We start from the raw sequence: 21,123 nt of genomic DNA on the forward strand, positions 1-21,123 counted from the left end.
CGCAAAAAACTTTAATTTAACCCTTTGTTTTACAAATGGCCCCCCCCCACTGGCCCCACCCCCGGGGGGTTTTTCTACAACCCCCGGGCGCCCCCGGGGGGCCCCCCCGCCCCCCCGCCCCCCGCTTCCCCCGTACGCACCCCCCAGTGCGTCGCCCCGGTGACTCCCGAATGACACCACGAGATTAGACAGCGAACATGACACCCAGAAGCAGTCCAGATAAAAACCACGTTTCTGAACTCATGGGAAAGCAACCGGAATTGACGGCACTCCGGTTGCTTCAGGGGCGAACCGTACCCAACTGTTCCGCCAGCTCGACCGGATCCGTCGTAGGCCGCGCGCAGACGAAATGTCGACACACGTACGCCGTCGGAAGGTCGTGTACGAGTGTGCGCTCGGCCAGCAGGGGGAACTCACCCCCGCCGCCGTCCGCCGAACGCGGCATCCCGGTCGCCACCACAGCACCAGGAGCCGTCCCCAGCAACGCCGTCCGGTGCAGCGCCGCCCGAGCCGGATCCTCCGGGTGACCCACGACCGCCACCTCGCGCGGCCCGTCCAGCAGCGCCTCCGCGACCGCCAGCCCGTGCCCGATGAAGCGCGGGGCGCGCGGCCCGAGGGCGTGCACCACCCCCAGTGCCTTCTCGGCCGTCGTGCGGTGGGCCTGCGACCCGGTGTGCGCGGCATACGACAGCAACGCTCCGGCCGCGGCGGTCCAGCCGGACGGCGCGGCCGTGTCGGTGGGGTCCTGGGGCCGCCTGATCAGCGCTTCGGCGTCGTGCGCGGTGTCGTAGAGCGAGCCGTCCCCGGCGGTGAACTGGTCCAGGACCAGGTCGACGAGGAATCCGGCGAACTCCAGCCAGACCCCCTCACCGGTGACGGCGGCCAGTGCCAGGAACCCCTCCGCCACGTCGCCGTAGTCCTCCAGCACCCCGGCGTTGGCCCCCACCCGGCCGTCCTTGCTCGTCCTGGCGAGCCGCGCCCGTCCGTCCATGTGCACGCGCACCAGCAGATCGGCGGCTTCGGTGGCCCGCTCGATCAGGTCGGGCCGCTCGAAGTACGCCCCGCACTCCGCGAGCGCGGCGATGGCGAGCCCGTTCCACGCGGCCACGACCTTGTCGTCGCGCCCGGGCGCGGGCCGCGCCTGCCGCTCGGCGAACAGCCGCGCCCGGATCGAGGCGATCCGCTCGGCGTCCGCCGCCGGCCCGTCCTGGGGGAGCTGGAGCACGGACTTTCCGTGCTCGAAGGTGCCCTCCTGCGTCACCCCGAAGTGCGCGACGGCCAGGTCCCCGTCGTCCTCGCCCAGCACCTCCCTCAACTGCGCGGGCGTCCAGGCGTAGTAAGCCCCCTCCACGTGCTTGCCGCTGAGCGGGTCCTCGCTGTCCGCGTCGAGGGCGGAGGCGAAGCCGCCCTGGTCGGTGCGCAGTTCCCGGACCATGAAGTCGGCGGTCTCCAGGGCGACCCGGCGCGCGAGGTCCGAACCGGTGGACCGCCACAGGTGCGCGTAGACGCGGCAGAGCAGCGCGTTGTCATACAACATCTTCTCGAAGTGCGGCACGATCCACTCCCGGTCCACGGAGTACCGCGCGAAGCCGCCGCCGAGCTGGTCGTAGATCCCGCCCCGCGCCATGGCCTCGCAGGTGTCCGCGGCCATCTGCAGCGCCCCCTCGGACCCGGTGCGGGCATGGTGGCGCAGCAGGAACTCCAGCACCATGGACGGCGGGAACTTCGGCGCCCCGCCGAACCCGCCGCGCGTGGCGTCGTACTCCCGCGTCAGCCCGAGCAGCGCCCCGGCCAGCTCCTCCGGCCCGGGGGCGCCGGCCTTCCCGTAGTCCAACTGCCGCCCGGCCAGGTCCCGTACGATCCGCTGCGCGACCTCGGTGACCTCCTCGTGCCGCCCCGCCCAGGCGCCCCGCACGCCTTCGAGGACCTGCGTGAAGGAGGGCATCCCGTGCCGCGGCTCGGGCGGGAAGTACGTACCGAAGTAGAACGGCTCGGCGTCCGGGGTGAGGAAGACGGTCATGGGCCACCCGCCCTGCCCGGTCGCGGCCTGCACGGCCTCCATGTAGACGGCGTCGATGTCGGGCCGCTCCTCGCGGTCCACCTTGATGTTGACGAAGTGCTCGTTCATGTAGGCGGCGGCGAGCTCGTCCTCGAACGATTCGTGCGCCATGACATGACACCAGTGGCAACTCGAGTACCCGACGCTGAGCACGACCGGCACCCCCCGCTCCCGCGCCTCCGCGAAGGCCTCGGGCGACCACGGCCACCAGTCGACGGGATTGTCGGCGTGCTGGAGCAGGTACGGCGAGGTCTCGTTCGCGAGGCGGTTCGGCATGGGGCCCATCCTGCCGCACACGATCACGTCAGGGGCGAAGGAGCGGGGCCAGGTCGCGGGTCCAGGCTTCGCGGGTCCGGGTCCAGGTGGTGGGGCAGGCCGTGCGGGACGGGTCGGCGAGGTCCTGGTGGCGGGCGGGGGCGGCGCCGTAGACCGCGCAGCGGTGGGATTCCGCGCGGACGGCGGCCGGGGCGTGTTCGTCGGCGGGGTCGGGGGCGGGGTCGGCCGCGGCCGCGAGGTCGTAGGCACGGGCGGCGGTCAGGAGGGCCTGCTCGCCCTCCGGGCGGCCGCGCAGGAGCATCAGCTGGGCGAAGCGGTCGGCGGCGTCCTCCTCGGCTCGGTCGTCCTCGCGGACGGGCAGGCCGAGGGCGTCCACGAGGGCGTGGCCCGCCTCGTGGTAGAGCGTCTCGCGGACGACTTCGGCGAGCGGCTCGTCCGCCGGCCGGTGGTCCGCGTCCTCGAACAGCTTGCGCTCCTCCGCCAGGTCGTCGTAGCAGAGCTCGATGCGGTGCTGCCGCGGGTCGTAGCCCGTGCCGTCGCCCGCGCAGGAGCGGGCCAGGACGGTGATCCGGTACGGGAGGGAGAGGTACGCGTTGAGGTCCGCGGCCACCGCTTCGGCGAGTTCGCGCCCCTTCAGGAACCGGGCGCCGTCGCGGTCGCCCTCCGCCGGCTCCTCGTAGCGCGGTACGAATCCGCGTGCGGGCCCCGCCTGTTCGCACCCGGCCAGGCCCGGCGCCAGCACGGCCGCACAGCACAGGGCGGCGGCCAGACGCCGCAGGGCGGTCATGCCCGGGTGCAGACGTGGGTGGTGGTGCTGCCGCTGGTCTCGATGTGGCGGATGCGGAGGGTGTTCTTCGCGTATTCGACGGACAGCTTCTGGCCGTCGTTCGTGTTGCGGTGGCCCGGGGGCTTCCACGGAAAGGTGAGGGACACGGTCTCCCCGACCGTCGCGGGGACGGTGAGCGCCTCGCCGCCGGTCAGCCGCTGCACGCCCTTGGGGGCTTCGTAAACGTCCAGCACGAGGTGGCCGCCGCGCAGCAGGAAGCCGCCGTGCCAGGTGCCCGGGCCGCCCTCCCATGCGATGGACCAGCCGCCGTTGCCGCCGCCGTCCGCGTTGACCGTGGCCTTGCCGCGCCCCGTGTGACCGCCGGGGGTGGTCGATTCGATGGTCCAGGAGCCCTTGATGAAGGCGTCGAAGGAGCGGCCGGCCACGGTGGGGGTGGGAGTGGGGGCCGCCGTGGCGGAGGGGGTGGGCGCGTCGGGCGCCGCGGTGCCGGGCGCCGCGGACTTGTCCTTGCCCTCGCCGGTGCAGGCGGCGAGCACCGAAGCCCCCACGCCGATGGCCAGGTAGCGCAGCGCGTTGCGCCGGCCTATGAGCCGTGCGGCCGCGCGGACCTCCCGTACCGTCACCGGGTCCGCCTTTCCTGTGAGTTGGCTCGACGAGGACGACTATAGGGCGGCGGCAAGCTCCAACTCCCTCTGAACTAGCTCAGATTCCCTCGCGCTCGCGAGCGTCCCGACGGACACTTGTGGCACGTTGCCGGAGCTCTCTGAGGGGGATGCCGATGCGGGACAGCCATCGCGTTGAAGCCGAGCGGCTGTTGGAGCGGGCGGTGGACGAGGAGGCCCGGCGGGCCGCGGCGGGCACACCGGCCGACGGGGCGGCACTGCTGGCCCGCGCCCGGGAGGCGCTGGACTCGCTCGCGGCGAGCGCGGCCCCGGAGTACGAGGCGTACGTCCGGGCCCTGGACGAGGCGGCGGCCGGGGAGCAGTCGCTCGGCGAGGCCTTCCGGCGTGGCGACACGTCAACGGCCTTACTCGTCACGGCGGTTGCTGCCGCCGCAGCCGTCGGGGCGGACTTGTCCCTGGGTGTCGCGGCCGGTACGGCCCTGACCGCTGGAGCCGTTGCGGGCGTCGCGGGGGCGGTCGCGACGGTGGCGAAGGTGACGGCGCTGCACCTGCCGGCCGCGAACCGGCGGGCCGGTGAGCGGGGCCGGCCGGGCGGGCCGGAACAGTTGAGGCTGCAATGGCTGTCGGCGCTGGAGGTGCGCGGTATACGGCCGTTCCTGGAGCAGCAGCGGGCGGTGGCCGCGGCGGCGCGGGCGCCCCGGCCGGCCGGCCGGACCGGTTCGCCGCAGCTGCGCGGCACGGACCGCAGCGCGGAGGCGCGCCGGCGCAGTGTGCTGGAGCAGTCCTTCGGGCAGCTGCCCGATCCGGCCGGGCCGTTCGCGGGACGGCGGGCGGAGCTGACGCGGATCGCGCAGTGGGTGCAGGCGGCCCGGGCCAGTACGGAGACCCGCCCGGTGGTCGTGGTGCTCCACGGCGAGCCGGGGGCGGGCCGGACGGCGCTGGCGCTGCGGGCGGCGCACGGGCTGCGGGACCAGTTCCGGGGCGCGTGCGTGGTGGATCTGCGGGGCGGCGACCCGGGCGCCCCGCTGTCGACGCGGGAGGCGCTGCTGCACCTGCTGAACCGGCTGGGCGCCCCGCGCGAGCAGCTGTTGTTCCGCGAGGGGGCTTCGGCGGACCAGCAGGTGCGGCGGCTGGGCGAGCTGTACCACCAGCACTTGCAGGGGCTGCCGGTGACGGTGGTCCTCGATGACGCGGTGGACGCGGCGCAGGTCCGGATGCTGGTGCCCGAGCGGTCCGAGAGCCTGGTGCTGGTGACGGCGCGGGAGCCGCTGGAGCTGCCCGCGGACCTGGCGGCGTGGGTGCACCAGCTGCCGGTGGAGCGGCTGGCGGACGCGGATGCGGCGGAGCTGGTCCGGGCGGTCGCACCGGGTGCGGCCGCGGCCACGACGGGTGCGGCCGCGGCCTCACCGGAGGCGGACGCCGACGCCCGGGCCGAGGCGGACAAGGCGCTGGCCTCCGTGGTGGAGCTGAGCGGTGGGCTGCCGCTGGCGCTGCGGATGCTGGCCCCGCTGGCCCGGGCGGGCTTCTCGGGTCCCGGCCTCGCTCCGGATCCCGTCGGCGGCCACCCGGTCGAGAGCGCCCTGCGGGCCGCCGACGCCCGCCTCGCCGAGCCCGCCCGGCTGCTGCTGCGGCGGCTGCCCCTGGCCGGGCGGGCCTCCCTCGGCGGTGCGGCCGCGGCCGCGCTGGCCGACGTACCGGAGCAGGCGGCGCTGCGCACGCTGGAGGAGCTGTGGGAGGCCGGGCTGATCGAGCGGGTGCGCGGGCAGCGGTTCCGGATGCACGACGCGGTGCGCGCGTACGCCGCGGCCCGGCTGGCGGCGGAGGAGGACCGGGACCGGTCCTCGGCGGCGCACGAGCGGCTGATCCGCAATTACGCGCAGCTCGCGGACGCGGTGATCCGGATGGTCGACGGGAAGATGTCGACGCGTGCGAACCAGTTCGGCCATCACGGCTTCACGTCGCTGGACGCGGCGCTGCGCTGGCTGGACGACGAGTCGAGCTTCATCACGGCGGCGCTGCGGCATTCGGAGGGGGTGGACCAGCAGGCGGTACTGGACCTGCTGGGGGCGCTGTGCGACTTCTGCCTGCTGCGCGGTGACCTGTACCGGCTCGGTGAGATCGACGAGCTGACGCAGGCGGTGGCGGCGGCGGCCGGGCAGTCGGGCGGTCCGGGCGGGCAGCAGGGGCGGCTGGTGCGGTCGGTGCGGTGGCGTACCGGTATCGCGGCGCGCCAGCTGGGCGAGCTGGACAAGGCCCGCACCACGCTGACCTCGGTGGTGGACCAGTACATGGAGGCCCACCAGGAGGCGGGGGCGGCGATGGCCCTGGTGTCCCTCGGCATCACCCTGCACCACCAGGGCAGTCTTCCGGAGGCCGCGGCCCGCATCCGTGAGGCGCTGGTGCTCCAGGAGCCGCCGGAGCTGGCGGGCGACCGCGCGTGGGCGCTGCACGCGCTGGCCGCGGTGGAGCGGGACCTGGCGCACCTGGCGGAGGCGATGACGCTGCTGGAGCGGTCCCTCGCCCTGCACCGGGAGAGCGAGAGCGTGCACGGCGAGGCGTGGGCGCACTTCCAGCTGGGCCAGGTGTACCTGCGGGTCGGTGACGTGGGCCGGGCGGATGCCGAGCTGCGCGAGGCCCTGGACCTGTACGGGCGTACGCGCGACGACCGCGGCGAGGCGTGGGCGCTGACCCAGCTGGGCCGGGCCCGGGTGGTGGACGGGGACCCGGGGCCGGCGCTGGAGCGGCTGCGGGAGGCGCTGGCCCGGCACCGGGAGGCGGAGGACGCGCGGGGCGAGGCGTGGACGCTGTACTACCTGGGCCAGGCGCTGGAGGAGGGCGGCGAGCGCGATCAGGCGGTACGGGAGCTGGAGCGGGCGCGGACGATGTTCTCGCGGATGCGGGACGTGTACGGCCTGGCGCACGCCCGGCACCACTCGGGCCGGGTGACGCGGGACCAGCGGGCGGCGCAGACGGGGAACCTGAAGAACTCCGGCTTCGCCCGTCAGCTGCTGGTCGACGCGCGGTCGGACTTCCGGCGGATCGGGCTGGCGCACGGCGAGGCGTGGACCTGCCTGGAGCTGGCGGTGGTGGACGCGGGCAACGCCAAGATCTCGCAGGCGCTGGGGCTGTGCGAGGAGGCGGTGCGGCTGTTCATCTCGTACGGGGACCGGCGCGGGGAGGACTGGGCGCGCTTCCTGCGGTGCACGATGCTGCCGTACGCCGACTTCGCGGACCTGTCGGCGCCCGGCGCGCCGGAGGAGGCGCGGGCGGAGCTGGCCCGGCTGACGGCGGCGCCGCATCCGGCGCGGGACGGGCGGCTGGAGGACTGCCTGGAGTCGTACGGGGTGATCCTGGGCCGCGGGGTGGACCCGGCGGAGGGCTGGCAGGCGTGGCGGCTGGGCCTGGTCCCGAACCTGCACTCGCGGGAGATCATGGGTGTTCCGCTGCCGCCCCGGGGCCCGGCGACGGCCGTGTGACGCGCGGATACCGCCCCCGACCGGTCGGGCGGGGGCGGTCACGCGGTGGATGTCAGCGACGCTCAACCGGTCCGGTCAGCGGCGCGCGGCGGATCCGGTCAGCCGGCCGCCCGGTCCGGGGCGGGGGCCGCGGCGCCGGGCTCGGGGGCCTCCTCGAAGTCCACCCGGCCCATGTGGCGGCTCATCGACTTCATCAGGCCCCACACGCCGAGGGCGAGGGCCGCGAACACGATGAAGCCCAGGAGGCCGGGCGTCACCTTGTTCTTGTCGAAGGTGTCACCCGCCAGCGGGAGGAGCTGGGTCAGTGCTGCCTGCGTAGCGCTCATAGCTAGGCATTGTCCCGGATGCCCGCGAAGAGGTCGGACTCGGGGAGGGAAGTGTCGACGAGCGACTTCGCGAGCTCGTACTCCTCCGTGGGCCAGACCTCCCTCTGGATCTCCATCGGGACGCGGAACCAGCCGCCGTCCGGGTCGATCTGCGTGGCGTGCGCCACGAGCGCCTTGTCGCGGATCTCGAAGAAGTCCGCGCAGGGCACGTGGGTGGTCAGGGTCCGCTCGGTGCGCTCGAACTCCTTCCACCGCTCCAGCCACTCCCCGTACGGGGACTCCAGGCCGCGCGAGAGCAGCGCTTCGTGCAGGGCGACGGTGCGCGGCTTGTTGAAGCCCTGGTTGTAGTAGAGCTTCTGCGGCTGGTACGCGGGGCCGAACTCGGCCTCCGGGTACTTCTCGGTGTCGGCCGCGCCGTCGAAGGCGACCATCGAGATCTTGTGGGTCATGATGTGGTCGGGGTGCGGGTAGCCGCCGTTCTCGTCGTACGTGGTGACGACGTGCGGCTTGAAGGCGCGGATCTTCTTCACCAGGCGGCCGGCCGCCTCGTCCACGTCCTCCAGTGCGAAGCAGCCCTCGGGCAGCGGGGGCAGCGGGTCGCCCTCCGGCAGGCCGGAGTCGATGTATCCGAGCCACTCCTGCTCGACGCCCAGGATTTCGCGGGCCTCGTCCATCTCCTTGCGGCGCACCTCGTGGATGTTGTCCTCGATGTACTTGTCGCCCTGGAGCTTCGGGTTCAGGATCGATCCGCGCTCGCCGCCCGTGCAGGTCACCACCAGCACGGGCACCCCCTCGGAGACGTACTTGGCCATGGTGGCCGCGCCCTTGCTCGACTCGTCGTCGGGGTGGGCGTGGACGGCCATCAGTCGAAGCTGCTCGGTCAAGACGGGATCCTCTGCGATTCGGCGTGACGGTCGGCCTCTATATTGACCGAATCGGGGGACGGAAAATTCCGGGGGTGGGCCTGTACCGGCCCGGCCCCGCCCTGTCGGAAGGAACGATCGATGAGCACGGTGCGCGGAGGGCTGCCCGACGGCCGTTACGGCCGGTCGGCGGACGAACGTGCGGACCGGAAGCTCAAGATCGTCGGGGCGGCGCTCGGAGCCGTGCTGCTGGGCGTGATCGGCTGGATCGGCTGGGACTACATCGCGGGGCAGAGCGTCAGCGCCGAGGTGATCAAGTTCCAGGTGGTCTCCGACACCGAGGTGAAGGCGCACCTGGAGATCCGCAAGGACGCCTCGGTCACCGGGGTCTGCACGCTCAGCTCGCAGGACGAGCAGCACAACGAGGTGGGCCGCGCGGACTTCACCTTCGCTCAGCCCGAGGCGCGCGTGGACGAGGTCGTCTCCCTGAAGACCACCGGCCGCGCCACGATGATCGAACTGGTCGGCTGCCAGCAGGCGGGGTCCGCGACCCGCTGAGTCCCTGGCCGTGACACGGACGGCAGGCAATCCGGCACGTGGGTCCTCCCCCTTTTCTTCCCGAATTGTTAGGCTCGTGGTTTCGTCCGCCGCTGGCGGCTATGAAGTCCCCTGTACCGACGAGGAGCACCCGTGACCCAGACGAGCGAAAGCGTCACCTGGCTGACCCAGGCGGCGTACGACCAGCTGAAGGCGGAGCTGGACTACCTCTCTGGTCCCGCCCGCACGGAGATCGCCACGAAGATCGCAGCCGCCCGCGAAGAGGGCGACCTGCGCGAGAACGGTGGTTACCACGCGGCCAAGGAGGAGCAGGGCAAGCAGGAGCTCCGTGTGCGTCAGCTGACTCAGCTCCTGGAGAATGCCAAGGTCGGGACCGCGCCCGCGGCCGAGGGCGTGGTGGCGCCCGGCACACTCGTCAAGATCGCCTTTGACGGCGACGAGGACGACACCATGGAGTTCCTGCTGGCCTCCCGCGAGTACGCGTCCTCGGACTTCGAGACGTACTCGCCCCAGTCCCCGCTGGGCAGCGGTGTGATGGGCAAGGCGATCGGCGAGGACGCCGAGTACGAGCTGCCGAACGGCAAGAAGGCCTCCGTCAAGATCCTCGACGTCAAGCCCTTCACCGGCTGATCACCCTTCTTGGCACGATCGATGCCCGGCCGGATCCTCCCGGCCGGGCATCGGTGCGTACGGGGGTGCGCAAACGCGGTGCGGGCGGGCCTACGCGGTCGCCGAGCGGTACTTGCGGACCGCCAGGGTCCGGAAGACCGTGATGATCAGCAGCGACCAGAGGACGGACGCCAGCACCGGGTTCTGCATCGGCCAGGCGTCCGGGACCGGGTAGCCCTCCGGGAGGTTGCCGAAGAGCACGCGGCACGCCTGGACGGTGGCGCTGAAGGGGTTCCACTCCGCTATGGTCTGCAGGAACGGCGGCATGTTCTCGGAGGGGACGAAGGCGTTCGAGATGAACGTCAGCGGGAAGAGCCAGATCAGCCCGCCCGAGGTGGCGGCCTCCGGGGTGCGCACCGACAGGCCGATCAGGGCGCCGATCCAGGAGAAGGCGTAGCCGAGCAGGAGCAGCAGGCCGAAGCCCGCGAGCACCTCGCCGATGTTGGTGTGCGTGCGCCAGCCGACGAGCACGGCCACGATCGCGAGGACGACCAGGGTGAGCGAGGTCTGGACGAGATCGGCGAGGGTGCGGCCGGTGAGGACCGCGCCGCGGGCCATGGGCAGCGAGCGGAAGCGGTCGATCAGGCCCTTGTGCATGTCGTCCGCGATGCCCGCGCCGGCGCCGGCGGTGGCGAAGGTGACGGTCTGGGCGAAGATGCCGGCCATCAGGAACTCGCGGTAGGCGGCGGGCGAGGTACTGCCGCCGACGCTGATGGAGCCGCCGAAGACGTAGCTGAAGAGCACGACGAACATGACCGGCTGGATCACACCGAAGATGATCATCTCGGGGATGCGGGACATGCGGATCAGGTTCCGCTTGGCGATCACCAGGGAGTCGTTGACGCCCTGGACGAGGCCGCCGCGCGGACGGGGTGCCACGAGGTCCGGGACCCCGGCCGGAGAGGTGGTGCTCACTTGGCCGCCTCCTTGCGCGCCGCCTTGCGGCCCTTGGCGTCGGTGGGGGCGGCGGCCGCGCCGTCGCCGTTCTCGTCGGCCGCCAGCTCGGCGGCGTGGCCGGTCAGGGATATGAACACGTCGTCGAGGGTGGGACGGCGCAGCCCGATGTCGTCGATCTCGATGCCCCGGCCGTCCAGTTCGCGGATGACCTCGGCGAGCAGCTTGGCGCCGCCCGCCACCGGCACGGTGAGCTTGCGGGTGTGTTCCTCGACCGTGGTCCGGCCCTTGCCGAAGCCGGCGAGCACCTCGCGCGCGGCGGTGATGTGGTCGCGCTCGTGGACGACGACCTCCACGCGCTCGCCGCCGGTACGGGCCTTGAGCTGGTCGGAGGTGCCGCGGGCGATGACCTTGCCGTGGTCCACCACGCAGATGTCGTGGGCGAGGTGGTCGGCCTCCTCCAGGTACTGGGTGGTGAGCAGCAGGGTGGTGCCGCCGGCGACCAGTTCCTGGATGATCCCCCACAGCTGCTGGCGGTTGCGCGGGTCGAGGCCGGTGGTCGGCTCGTCCATGAACATCACGGGCGGGCTGACGACGAGGGCGGCCGCGAGGTCCAGGCGCCTGCGCATGCCCCCGGAGTACGTCTTGGCCGTGCGGTCGGCCGCGTCGGCGAGGTTGAAGCGCTCCAGGAGTTCGTCGGCCCGGGCCTTCGCCGCCTTGGCCCTCATCTGGTAGAGCTGGCCGACCATCTGGAGGTTCTCGCGGCCGGTGAGGTATTCGTCGACGGCGGCGTACTGGCCGGACAGGCCGATGGCGCGGCGGACTTCGTTGGGGTGCTTGAGTACGTCGATGCCGGCGACGACGGCTTTGCCGCTGTCGGGCCGCAGGAGGGTGGTCAGGACGCGTACGGTCGTGGTCTTGCCCGCGCCGTTGGGGCCGAGCAGACCCAGGACGGTGCCTTCGGGGACATCGAGGTCCACGCCGTCCAGAGCCCGTACATCACCGAAGGTCTTGACCAGGCCTTCGGCATAGATGGCGCCTGGCATATGGATTCTCCCAGTCTGGATCGGTCCAGCAGGATCAGGCCGTCGGCTTCCCTGGGGCGAAGCCTACGGTCGCCGGGCAGGGCTCGCCCGGTCGGCCGAACGGGTGGGACCACGCTATCGCGTCATATCGCGTACCGCACCGGAATTTCGGCCCGGCCGCGGGTCGCCCGATCGGCCCGGTCGGCCCGGTGAACCAGGGCCTCGCCCCCGTGAGCCCGGTCAGCCCCGCCCCCGTGAGCCCACGCAGCCCCTGCCCCGGCAGCCCCGGCCCGGCAGCCCGGCCCCCCGTCAGCCCGTGCCGAGGTACGTGACGTTCACGGTGAGCAGGCTCTCGTTCGGGCGGAGGACGACCCCGTCCGCCTGCTTCACACTGCCCACCAGCAGGACCCAGTCGGTCTTCTCGTAGCTGAGGGTCTCGGTGCCGACCGGGTGCGACTTCCAGCCGAGGTGCTCCAGCTGCTCGCCGATCCTGGGCAGGGCGAATTCCGCCTGCTGCGTGGTGAGGACGGCGGTCCAGTCGACCTGGCTCGGATTCTTCCTGCCGGTCGCCTCGGAGGTGGCCTTGCCCTTCGCGGGGTCGACGCCCGCCGTGCGCAGCGCCGCCCTGACCTCGCCGTCCACGGCGTCCCGGGTGAGCGGCGCGCCCGTGCTCTTGGGCGTGGCCTTCGCGGGCGGCGACGCCGGCGGCGTGGAGGCGGCCACCGTGGCGGCGGTGGGGCCGGCCGGGGTCTCGGAGGCGGACGTGCAGCCGGCCAGGGCGAGGGCCGCCGACGCGGCCAGAGCGATGACGGCCGCTGTCTGCGGTCTGACACTTGTGTGCACCGTTGAGACTCCCACCCCATGTGAACGAGGCGGGAACTTTCACATTCCCGCCTCGAATCTGCCTCGTTCTGCCCACGAGTATCAGGTATGAGGGCGGCGGGGCCTAGGGGTGAATCCCTTAGCTCATCACTTTGTAACCGGCGCTGTGCAGCGACCGGGCGACCTCCGTGCAGTGCTCGGGCCCCTTCGTCTCCAGGTGCAGCTCCACCTCCACCTCGGTGAGCCCGAGCCGCGGGTCGGTCCGTACGTGGCTCACGTCCAGCACGTTCGCGTCCACCACGGACAGCACGCCGAGAAGCCCGGCCAGGGCCCCCGGCCGGTCGGCCACGCGCAGCCGCAGCGACAGGTAGCGGCCGGCCGCCGCCATGCCGTGGCGCAGGATCCGCTGGAGCAGCAGCGGGTCGATGTTCCCGCCGGACAGGATGGCCACCACCGGGCCCCCGCCGTACCGTTCGGGCTCGCTGAGCAGGGCGGCGACCGGGCTGCACCCTGCCGGTTCGACGACCAGCTTGGCCCGTTCCAGGCACAGCAGCAGGGCGCTGGAGAGGGCGTCCTCGGAGACCGTGCGCACGTCGTCGAGGAGCTCACTGATGATGGTGAAGGGGACGTCGCCGGGGCGGCCGACCTTGATGCCGTCCGCCATGGTGTTCGGGTGGTCGATCGACACCGGGTGCCCGGCCTTGAGCGAGGGCGGGTAGGAGGCCGCGCCGGCGGCCTGGACGCCGACGATCCGGACGTCCGGGCGCAGCGCCTTCACCGCGACCGCGATGCCGGCCGCGAGCCCGCCGCCGCCGATGCCGACGAGGATCGTCCGCACCTCGGGGCACTGCTCCAGGATCTCCAGGCCCACCGTGCCCTGGCCCGCGATGATGTCGTGGTGGTCGAAGGGGTGGATGAACACGGCCCCGGTGCGGTCCGCGTACTCCTGGGCGGCGGCGAGGGTCTCGTCGACGACCTGCCCGTACATGCGCACGTCGGCGCCGTACTCCTGGGTGGCGGCCACCTTGGGCAGCGGTGCGCCGAGGGGCATGAACACCGTGGAGCGGACCCCGAGGAGGGAGGAGGCCAGCGCCACGCCCTGCGCGTGGTTGCCCGCGCTGGCCGCGACGACGCCGGCGGCCCGCTGCTCGGGGCGCAGGCTGGCGATGCGCACGTACGCACCGCGGAGTTTGAAGGATCCGGTGCGCTGGAGGTTCTCGCACTTGAGGTGGACCGGCGAGCCGGTGAGCGCCGAAAGGTGCCGGCTGCCCTCCATCGCGGTGACCCGTGAGACGCCGGAGAGCATCTTCTGAGCTCCCCGGACGTCGTCGAGGATGACCTGCGGGACGGGCTGGGGCACGCGGTAGTTCATGCCGCCAGTCTCGCAGCCCGCGCGCGGCCCGGCTCAGCACGCGAACACGGGTGGGAGCGGGGCGGAAGCGGGGCGGGGCGAGGGTGGGGGCGGGGCGTGAGCGAGCGTGGGGGCGGGGAGGGAGGCAGGGGCGAAATCTCGCCATCCGGGGCAGCAGTGTGGCAGCCCCGCGCACGGGCCGCACGAGTTCTCGTACGAGGCGTACGAGCCGCCGCACGGCCGCGTACTCTGTCCCCCATCCTTGTCGGACCCACGCGAAGAGAGCCCACGGCCATGCCTTCCTCCCCGGCCAATTCCGATCTGCCCGTGGCGGCCGAAGCGCCCGCCGGAGCCGGTCTCCTCGACGCGCTCCAGCACCAGGTGGCGGTCTTCGCCCGCCGTGCCGAGCAGACCCGCCTGGGCGGTGTCGGTCAGGCCCGCAACTCGATGGACCGCGCCGCCTACCTGCTGCTGAACCGGCTCGACCTGGAGGGGCCGATGGGCGTCAAGGCGCTCGCCTGCGGCATGGGCATCGACTCGTCCACGGTCACCCGGCAGGTCGCGCCGCTCGTCGACAGCGGTCTGGTCAAGCGGACCTCGCACCCCGAGGACGGGCGGGCCGTGGTGCTCGCGCTGTCCCCGCGGGGGCTGGCGCGGCTGGAGGAGGTCCGCTCCTCTCGGCGCGAGCTGATGGCGCGCGTGACGGAGGGCTGGAACGAGCAGGAGCGCGAGTCCTTCACGCAGCTGCTGACGCGTTTCAACCTGTCGCTGTCGGATCTGATGGCGGCCGTCGTCGAGGCCGGTCCGGCGTCCTGAGCCGGGGGCCGGGGGCCTCCGTGAGGCGCCCGCGTCCGACCTCTTGACCAGGATGGTCCCGCTGCCCGCACTATGTGGGCTATGCGGGCGGCTGACCAACGGGCGGACCTCTACGCGGAGTTCGAGGCCTTCGTCGCGGGAGCGGCGGGGCGGCTGCTCCACGTCGGGGTCCTGCTGACCGGCGAGCCGGAGGCCGCGCGCCGGCTGCTGGCGGGTGCGCTGGCCCGCACGTACGCGGACTGGCGGCGCCTGCGCGGTGACGATCCGTACGACTTCACCCGCCGGGAGCTGTGCGCCGCCTTCGCCCGTACCGGCCGGCGGCACCACGGCGGCGCGGGCGTCCTGGCCCGGCTGGGCCCGCTGGAGCGGCTCGTCCTCGTCCTGCGGGTCTACGAAGGGGTCGCGGAGGAGGTCACGGCCGCGCAGCTGGGGTTGTCGGCGGACCGGGTACGGGTGCTGTGCAGCCGGGCGGTGGCGGCGCTGCGGTCCCGGGAGGCGGCGTGAGCGGCACCGCGGACGGCGGGCAGGACCAGGTCAGGCAGCTCCTGGAGGGCCCGTACCCGGTGGTCCCGGCCGGGCTTGCGGCGGGCGCGGCGGCCCGCGGCGACCGGCTGCTGCGCCGCCGCCGGGTGCTCCGCAGGTTCGGCTGGGCGGTGCTCTTCGCTGCGGCGGCGGCCTTCACGGTCTGGGCCTCACTGACCCGCCCGTGGGCCACGCCCCCGACGGACGTGTCGCCTCCGCTGGAGGGCTGGTGATCCCGCGGCGCCGCGAGCCGGAATCCGGCCACGCCCGGGGCACCTCCCGACGGTGGCCGGGGAGTTCGGGAGGCGGGGTCCGGGGCGGAGCCCCGGCGGCGGCGCACCCGACGTGCCCCGCCGGGCCGGGACCGAGTCCGGCGGAGGCCGACGTGCCCCGCCGGGTCCGGGCGCTGGCCCGGCGGGGGCCCGGCGGGGGATGCGGGGTCTGGGACGCGTGGCGAAAGTCCCGCCCCCGACGACGCGACGAGGTGCGGTGCCCGGGAGCCCCTCGGGAGCCCCCGGGAGCCCCTCCCAGTGGCAGCTGGGGGAGCGTCACGGGCCGGGCGCCGTGCGGTACACGGCACCCGACGCCGCGGGCCGCGACCTGCGGGGCGCCCGGCGCTACTGCCGGAACACTCCCTAGCCCAGGGCCTGGGTCAGGTCCGCCAGGAGGTCGTCGGCGTTCTCGATGCCCACCGACAGGCGGACCAGGTCCGCCGGGACCTCCAGGGCCGAGCCCGCCACCGACGCGTGCGTCATGCGGCCCGGGTGTTCGATCAGGGACTCGACGCCGCCGAGGGACTCGCCCAGGGTGAAGAGCTTGGCGCGGTTGCACACCTCGACCGCCGCCTCCTCGCCACCGGTGACCCGGAAGGAGATCATCCCGCCGAAGTTGCGCATCTGCTTGGCCGCGATGTCGTGGCCCGGGTGCTCCGGCAGGCCCGGGTAGAGGACCTGGGTGACCTTGGGGTGGCGGGTCAGCATCTCGGCGACCTTGGTCGCGTTCTCCGCGTGCCGGTCCATGCGGACGGCGAGGGTCTTGATGCCGCGCAGCACGATCCACGAGTCGAAGGGCCCGGCCACCGCGCCCATGGCGTTCTGGTGGTAGGCCAGCTCCTCGCCCAGCGCCGCGTCACCGGTGATCAGCGCGCCGCCGACCACGTCGGAGTGGCCGCCCATGTACTTGGTCAGCGAGTGCACGACCACGTCCGCGCCGAGCGCGAGGGGCTGCTGGAGGTAGGGGGACGCGAAGGTGTTGTCCACGACCAGCTTGGCGCCGGCCGTGCGCGCGATGTCGGCGACGACGGCGATGTCGGTGATGCCGAGCAGCGGGTTGGAGGGGGTCTCGACCCAGATGACCTTGGTCTTCGGGGTGAGGGCGGCGCGTACGGAGTCCGGGTCGGAGGTGTCGGCGACCGACCACTCCACGCCCCACCGGGAGACGACCTTCGCGAAGAGGCGGAAGGTGCCGCCGTACGCGTCGTTCGGGATGACCACGTGGTCGCCCGGGGAGAGCAGTGTACGCAGCAGGCAGTCCTCGGCGGCGAGCCCGGACGCGAAGGCGAGCCCGCGCAGGCCGCCCTCCAGCGCTGCGAGGTTCTCCTCCAGCGCGGTGCGGGTCGGGTTGCCGCTGCGGCTGTACTCGTAACCGCCGCGCAGTCCTCCGACGCCGTCCTGCTTGTAGGTGGAGACCTGGTAGATCGGGGGTACGACCGCGCCGGTCAGCGGGTCCGCCGTATTGCCCGCGTGGATCGCGCGGGTCTCGAAGCTCTGGTGCTCGTGGCTGTCATCGCTCATGGGCAGAGCCTAAGCCCCGCCTGGGGTCGGCATCTCTATTGGCCTGCTGCCCACTCGGTCTGGTTCGCTTGGAGCCATGGAGATTCTGTGGTTCGTGTTCGCGGTGCTCATGATCGTGTTCGTACTAGGCCCGTACATACGGCGCAGGCGCGGCGGGGTCCGCCTGGTCGCGCCGGGCAGCCCCGACGCCGCCGACCCCGCGAACTACGGATTCGACCGGCAGGAGGACCTGGACATCCGGGTTCCCGGTCCCGACCGGGACCTGATGGACGCCCTCGACAACGTGCGCCGCACCGGCCAGTGGCAGGCGGCCTCGCAGCTGCTCGCCGGGACCCCGCAGGAGGGCGAGCTGCGCTGGCAGCGCGTACAGGCCTTCGGCGGGGCGGCGGCCCTGGAGCTGGTGCAGCAGCCCGGTGTGGGCGCGCAGTGGCTGAAGGCGTGGCGGCTGGAGGCGGACGAGGACGCGGGCGGCGCGCAGGTGCACGCGGAGCTGCTGGTGCAGCAGGCGTGGCGGCACTCGGGCGGGGTCGGTTCCGAGGACCACCGCATCATCCTGGAGGAGGCGCGGGAGGCGTGCCGCAGGGCGGCGCTGCTGGCACCCGGCGATCCGGTTCCGTACATCACGGAGCTGGCGGTCGCGCGGGGCCTCGCCTACCCGGAGGCGGAGTTCGACGCGCTGTGGGCGAACGTGATCGACCGGGCGCCGGCGCACATGGGCGCGCATGTGGCGGCCCTGCACTACCTGTGCGGGAAGTGGCACGGCTCGCGGGAGAAGGCCGACGCGTTCGCGCACGCGGCCGCGGCGCGTGCCCCGCACGGCTCGCTGCTGGCGGCGCTGCCGCTGTTCTCGCTGTACGAGAACGTGCCGGACGTGGTCCTGGTGTCGAGCTTCTACCGGAGCGCCACCGTGACGCGGGCGGTGGAGGGCGCGCTGTACGCGGTGCACACGGCGCGGCAGGACGACCCGATGCTCGCGCACGTACGGCATCTGCTGCTGATGTTCCTGGTCAACATGGAGCGCTGGGCCGAGGCGATGGAGCAGGTGCGGCACGTGGACGGCTATGTGGGCGCCCTGCCGTGGTCGGCCTCCGAGGACCCGGCGGCGCAGTACGCGGTGTACCGGGCGCTGGCGGTGGCGGGGTACGAGGCGAACGGCGGCTCCCCGGCGACGCTGCCGAGCTGACGGGGTCGCGGGCGGGTCGCGGGCGCTGACGGGTTGCGGGCGGGGTCGCGCGCGGGCGGGGTCGCGCGCGGGCGGGGTCGCGCGCAGGCGCGGGCAGGAACGCCCACCCCCGGTCCCCGAGACCCGTTTCCCCAGGCGCACGGGCTCCCCACCCGAGGAAAGCGGTGGCCAATAAGGTTGCCGTAAGTGACCAGCGGGCCGCATGATGCGGCGGTGGCGGCCGTCTCCGGCCTCGTGCCACCGCACCGCTGTCATCCCGTGGGGATCTGTTCCATATGGGCGCTTCACTGCGCGCCTTGCGCGCCCTCGTCCTGCTCGCCGGCTTCTATCTGCTCGGCGTCTTCCTGCTCGCCGTGCTCGCCGGCGTCGACTACGCCCTCGTGTCCTCGGGCCACGGCGGCCCGGTCGCCATCAAGATCATCATCGTCTCCGTCGTCCTCGCGATCCCGATCGTGCGCGGTCTGTTCATGCTGCGCACTCCCAAGGACGAGCCGCCGGCCGGCGTCACCTTCACCGTCACCGAGGCCCAGGAGCCCGCGCTGTGGGAGGCCGTGCGTGACGTCGCCCGGCAGGTCGGCACCCGCGCGCCCGACGAGATCGTGCTGATCGAGGCGGTGAACGCGGCCGTCAGCGAGGACTCCTCGCTGCTGGGCCTGCGTCCCGGTACCCGCCGCCTCTACCTCGGCCTGCCGCTGATGATGGGCCTGGACGAGATGCAGCTGCGCGCCGTACTCGCCCACGAGATGGGCCACTACGCCAACTTCGACACCCGCCTCACCCCGCTGATCGCCCGCGGCCGCGCCCAACTGATCCGCACCATCGCCCACTTCCACGAGCGCTCCGACAACAAGCAGGCCAATGAGCGCGAGAGGCAGGAGAAGAAGGCCGCCAAGCGGGCCGCCAAGGGCAAGAAGACCATGATGGTCGACACCCCGGGCCTGGGTGCGACGTACCGCGGCATGGCCAAGATCTACACGGCGTACGGCAACTTCTACATGCGTGCCACCCTCACCGCCTCCCGCCGCCAGGAGCTCGCCGCCGACCTGGCGTCGGTCCAGGTCGCCGGCCGCGACTCCACCGCGTCCGCGCTGCGCGAGCTGAACGCCCTCGACTCGGCCCACGACTTCTACATGAGCTCGTACGCCACCCTCGGCGTCGGCGCCGGCCTGCTGCCCCGCCCCGGCCAGGTCTTCGGCGGCCTGCGCCGGCTCCTCGACGCCCGCTCGCACGAGCTGGAGAAGCTGCGCCGGGAGCTGTCGACCGAGCCCACGTCCCCGTACGACTCCCACCCCGCGCTCGCCGAGCGCGTGGCCCGCATCGAGGCGCTGCCCGACGACGGCCGCGCCGGCCAGGCCGCCCGCCCCGCGCTGGAGCTCCTCGCCTCCCCGGAAGCCTCGCTGACCGCGCTGGAGCAGGCCGTGCTCACCCCGCAGGCCCTCGCGCTCAAGCGGGTGGACTGGGAGGACCTGGTCCACGAGTCGATGAGCCAGTACGCCGGCCGGGGCGCGGCGGACGTCCGCGAGGCCCTGGCCGCCGAGGGCGCGGGCCCTGAGCTGGCCGGCCTGCTGGACGCGATCGACGCCGACCCGGCGGTGCGCTGGCGGCTCGCCGACCGCCTCCCGAAGTCCGAGGAGGCGGCGTCCGCCACGGGACGGGCGGCCCGCGAGTTCGCCCGCCCGGCCGTCCGGCGCGCCCTCGGCCAACTGGTCACCGCCGAGCTGACGGCGCGGGGCGCCGCCCGCTGGCAGCTGTCCTGGTCCGACTCGGCCACCCTGCGCTACCCGTCCGAAGGCTTCGAGGACCAGCTCGCCCTGGCCCTGGACGCGGCCGTCGCCGACCAGCCCGACACCGAATCCCTGCGAAAGCTGGTGCTCACCCCGTGATCGGCCTGATCATCCTGAGCGTCGTCCTGCTCGGCGCCGCCTACAAGTTCCTGCGCGAAGTCCGTCAGGACCGCAAGGCCGAGGGGCGCGGCCGCAGCGGCGCCGACGTCCGGGCCGCCGTCGAGATGGGCTTCGTCCCCGCCGCTCAGCTGGACACCGAGAACCGCTCCCCGGTGTCCCCCGGGCAGACAGCCGCCCTGGCCGCCGTCCGGGCCGGCGACTGGCAGCCGGCCGCCGCCTGGCTGGAGGAGGCCGGACAGGACTGGGACGAGCGCGTCCGGCGCGTCCAGGTGCTGTCCGAGCGGGCCGCCGAGGAGGACGGCTGGCTGCTCGCCTGGCGGGCGGCCCGGCCGCAGGACCCGACGGCCGCGGTGGTGCACGCGGACGCCTCGGTGCAGGTGGCGTGGAACGTGCGCGGGTCGCTGAGCGCGCGGCACACCACGCAGGAACAGTTCCGCGTCTTCCACCAGCTCATCGCGCGGGCACAGGAGGCCGCCCACGAGGCGCAGCGCGTCGCGGACCCGGCGGACCCGGTCCCGTACATGGTGGAACAGCCCATCGCCATGGCGCTGGGGTACCCGCACGAGCGGTACCGGGAGCTGTGGGCGCAGATCGTCAAGCGCGACCCGAAGGTGCTGGCGGCCCATGTGGGCGCCCTGCAGTACTGGTGCCGCAAGTGGCGCGGCTCGCACGAGGAGGCCCGGGCGTTCGCACGGGAGTCCGCGGCCGCGGGCGCTCCGGGCGACCTGCTGTCGCTGCTGCCGCTGTACGCGTACCTGGAGGAGGAGATGGCCGAAGAGGACGCGGACCCGCAGGTCTTCTACAGCCGGCCGGAAGTCGTCGCGGCCGCCGACGCGGCGCTGGCCGACCTCGCGGCGGCGCACCCCGACGACCTGCGGGCGGGACGGCTGCGGCACATGCTGGCGTGGGTCCTGTACTGGCAGGACCGCTGCACGGAGGCGCTGGAGCAGTTCCGGGCGATCGACGGCTACATCGGGACGACCCCGTGGACGTACGCGGTGGACAGCAGGGCCCGCTACCTGCAGGCGCGGGACTACTGCGCGCGCCAGGCGACGCGGAACGCGTGAGCCACTCGCACCGGGACCTTACGGAAGAGTGACATGGGGCGGGGCGGGGGCGGGCCGGGGGATACCCGCCCGGGGGCAGATAAACAACAGAAGCGGCCCCCCGGATTTT

At 73.2% G+C, this 21,123-nt stretch carries 19 protein-coding genes; 9 read left to right on the top strand and 10 right to left on the bottom strand.

The window, feature by feature from the left end; all coding sequences use genetic code 11:
* Positions 1-280: 280 nt before the first annotated feature.
* Genes ACFCZ1_RS31180 through ACFCZ1_RS31190 form a run of 3 tightly spaced genes read right to left on the bottom strand, consistent with a single transcriptional unit; the run spans position 281 to position 3,745 of the window.
* Positions 281-2,335, bottom strand: a complete 2,055-nt coding sequence (locus ACFCZ1_RS31180) for a thioredoxin domain-containing protein (protein ID WP_376681622.1) — start codon at positions 2,333-2,335, stop codon at positions 281-283.
* Between the two features lie 28 nt (positions 2,336-2,363).
* Positions 2,364-3,122, bottom strand: a complete 759-nt coding sequence (locus ACFCZ1_RS31185) for a DUF4344 domain-containing metallopeptidase (RefSeq protein WP_376681623.1) — start codon at positions 3,120-3,122, stop codon at positions 2,364-2,366.
* Positions 3,119-3,745, bottom strand: coding sequence for a hypothetical protein (locus ACFCZ1_RS31190; protein WP_376681624.1), 627 nt, complete (start codon positions 3,743-3,745; stop codon positions 3,119-3,121). The genes ACFCZ1_RS31185 and ACFCZ1_RS31190 overlap by 4 nt, the downstream gene beginning before the upstream one ends.
* Positions 3,746-3,900: 155 nt before the next feature.
* Between ACFCZ1_RS31190 and ACFCZ1_RS31195 the strand changes: the two genes are divergently transcribed.
* The gene (locus tag ACFCZ1_RS31195) at positions 3,901-7,221 is read left to right on the top strand and encodes a tetratricopeptide repeat protein (RefSeq protein WP_376681625.1); all 3,321 of its coding nucleotides are present in this window, start codon (positions 3,901-3,903) and stop codon (positions 7,219-7,221) included.
* Between the two features lie 98 nt (positions 7,222-7,319).
* Here the strand turns inward: ACFCZ1_RS31195 and ACFCZ1_RS31200 are convergent, their stop codons facing one another.
* The gene (locus tag ACFCZ1_RS31200) at positions 7,320-7,547 is read right to left on the bottom strand and encodes a hypothetical protein (RefSeq protein ID WP_376681626.1); all 228 of its coding nucleotides are present in this window, start codon (positions 7,545-7,547) and stop codon (positions 7,320-7,322) included.
* Positions 7,548-7,549: 2 nt separating this feature from the next.
* Positions 7,550-8,431, bottom strand: a complete 882-nt coding sequence (gene mca / locus ACFCZ1_RS31205; RefSeq protein WP_376681627.1) for a mycothiol conjugate amidase Mca — start codon at positions 8,429-8,431, stop codon at positions 7,550-7,552.
* Positions 8,432-8,551: 120 nt separating this feature from the next.
* Here mca and ACFCZ1_RS31210 point away from each other — a divergent pair, with 120 nt between their 5' ends.
* Complete coding sequence (locus ACFCZ1_RS31210) at positions 8,552-8,968, top strand: DUF4307 domain-containing protein (RefSeq protein WP_376681628.1); 417 nt, start codon at positions 8,552-8,554, stop codon at positions 8,966-8,968.
* A 132-nt stretch (positions 8,969-9,100) separates the two neighbouring features.
* Entirely contained in the window at positions 9,101-9,598 is a 498-nt protein-coding gene (gene greA / locus ACFCZ1_RS31215) for a transcription elongation factor GreA (RefSeq protein ID WP_376681629.1), read from the top strand.
* Positions 9,599-9,688: 90 nt separating this feature from the next.
* Here greA and ACFCZ1_RS31220 read toward each other — a convergent pair whose 3' ends face one another.
* From ACFCZ1_RS31220 to ilvA, 4 genes are all read right to left on the bottom strand, one after another.
* Entirely contained in the window at positions 9,689-10,552 is an 864-nt protein-coding gene (locus ACFCZ1_RS31220) for an ABC transporter permease (protein WP_376681630.1), read from the bottom strand.
* On the bottom strand, positions 10,549-11,577 hold the full coding sequence (locus tag ACFCZ1_RS31225) for an ATP-binding cassette domain-containing protein (protein ID WP_376681631.1): 1,029 nt from the start codon (positions 11,575-11,577) through the stop codon (positions 10,549-10,551). Before ACFCZ1_RS31225 ends, ACFCZ1_RS31220 begins: the two co-directional genes overlap by 4 nt.
* Before the next feature lie 288 nt (positions 11,578-11,865).
* On the bottom strand, positions 11,866-12,399 hold the full coding sequence (locus ACFCZ1_RS31230) for a hypothetical protein (RefSeq protein WP_376681632.1): 534 nt from the start codon (positions 12,397-12,399) through the stop codon (positions 11,866-11,868).
* 118 nt (positions 12,400-12,517) lie between these two features.
* On the bottom strand, positions 12,518-13,750 hold the full coding sequence (gene ilvA / locus ACFCZ1_RS31235; protein ID WP_376681633.1) for a threonine ammonia-lyase: 1,233 nt from the start codon (positions 13,748-13,750) through the stop codon (positions 12,518-12,520).
* A gap of 273 nt (positions 13,751-14,023) precedes the next feature.
* On the opposite strand from ilvA, the gene ACFCZ1_RS31240 reads away from it, so the two are divergent.
* From ACFCZ1_RS31240 to ACFCZ1_RS31250, 3 genes are all read left to right on the top strand, one after another.
* On the top strand, positions 14,024-14,545 hold the full coding sequence (locus ACFCZ1_RS31240; RefSeq protein WP_376681634.1) for a MarR family winged helix-turn-helix transcriptional regulator: 522 nt from the start codon (positions 14,024-14,026) through the stop codon (positions 14,543-14,545).
* A gap of 81 nt (positions 14,546-14,626) precedes the next feature.
* Complete coding sequence (locus ACFCZ1_RS31245; RefSeq protein ID WP_376681635.1) at positions 14,627-15,049, top strand: sigma factor-like helix-turn-helix DNA-binding protein; 423 nt, start codon at positions 14,627-14,629, stop codon at positions 15,047-15,049.
* Complete coding sequence (locus tag ACFCZ1_RS31250) at positions 15,046-15,300, top strand: hypothetical protein (protein ID WP_376681636.1); 255 nt, start codon at positions 15,046-15,048, stop codon at positions 15,298-15,300. Before ACFCZ1_RS31245 ends, ACFCZ1_RS31250 begins: the two co-directional genes overlap by 4 nt.
* A 402-nt stretch (positions 15,301-15,702) precedes the next feature.
* On the opposite strand, the gene ACFCZ1_RS31255 is transcribed toward ACFCZ1_RS31250, so the two are convergent.
* A complete protein-coding gene (locus tag ACFCZ1_RS31255; protein WP_376681637.1) occupies positions 15,703-16,860 on the bottom strand; it encodes a cystathionine gamma-synthase in 1,158 nt (385 codons plus the stop codon).
* 76 nt (positions 16,861-16,936) lie between these two features.
* Between ACFCZ1_RS31255 and ACFCZ1_RS31260 the strand changes: the two genes are divergently transcribed.
* The 3 genes from ACFCZ1_RS31260 (at position 16,937) to ACFCZ1_RS31270 (ending at position 21,014) form a co-directional block, all read left to right on the top strand.
* Entirely contained in the window at positions 16,937-18,043 is a 1,107-nt protein-coding gene (locus tag ACFCZ1_RS31260; RefSeq protein WP_376681638.1) for a hypothetical protein, read from the top strand.
* A 275-nt stretch (positions 18,044-18,318) separates the two neighbouring features.
* A complete protein-coding gene (locus ACFCZ1_RS31265; protein ID WP_376681639.1) occupies positions 18,319-19,926 on the top strand; it encodes a M48 family metallopeptidase in 1,608 nt (535 codons plus the stop codon).
* Entirely contained in the window at positions 19,923-21,014 is a 1,092-nt protein-coding gene (locus ACFCZ1_RS31270; RefSeq protein ID WP_376681640.1) for a hypothetical protein, read from the top strand. The genes ACFCZ1_RS31265 and ACFCZ1_RS31270 overlap by 4 nt, the downstream gene beginning before the upstream one ends.
* Positions 21,015-21,123 lie beyond the last annotated feature (109 nt).

This window comes from Streptomyces sp. NPDC056224 (assembly GCF_042267665.1).
GTDB lineage: Bacteria > Actinomycetota > Actinomycetes > Streptomycetales > Streptomycetaceae > Streptomyces.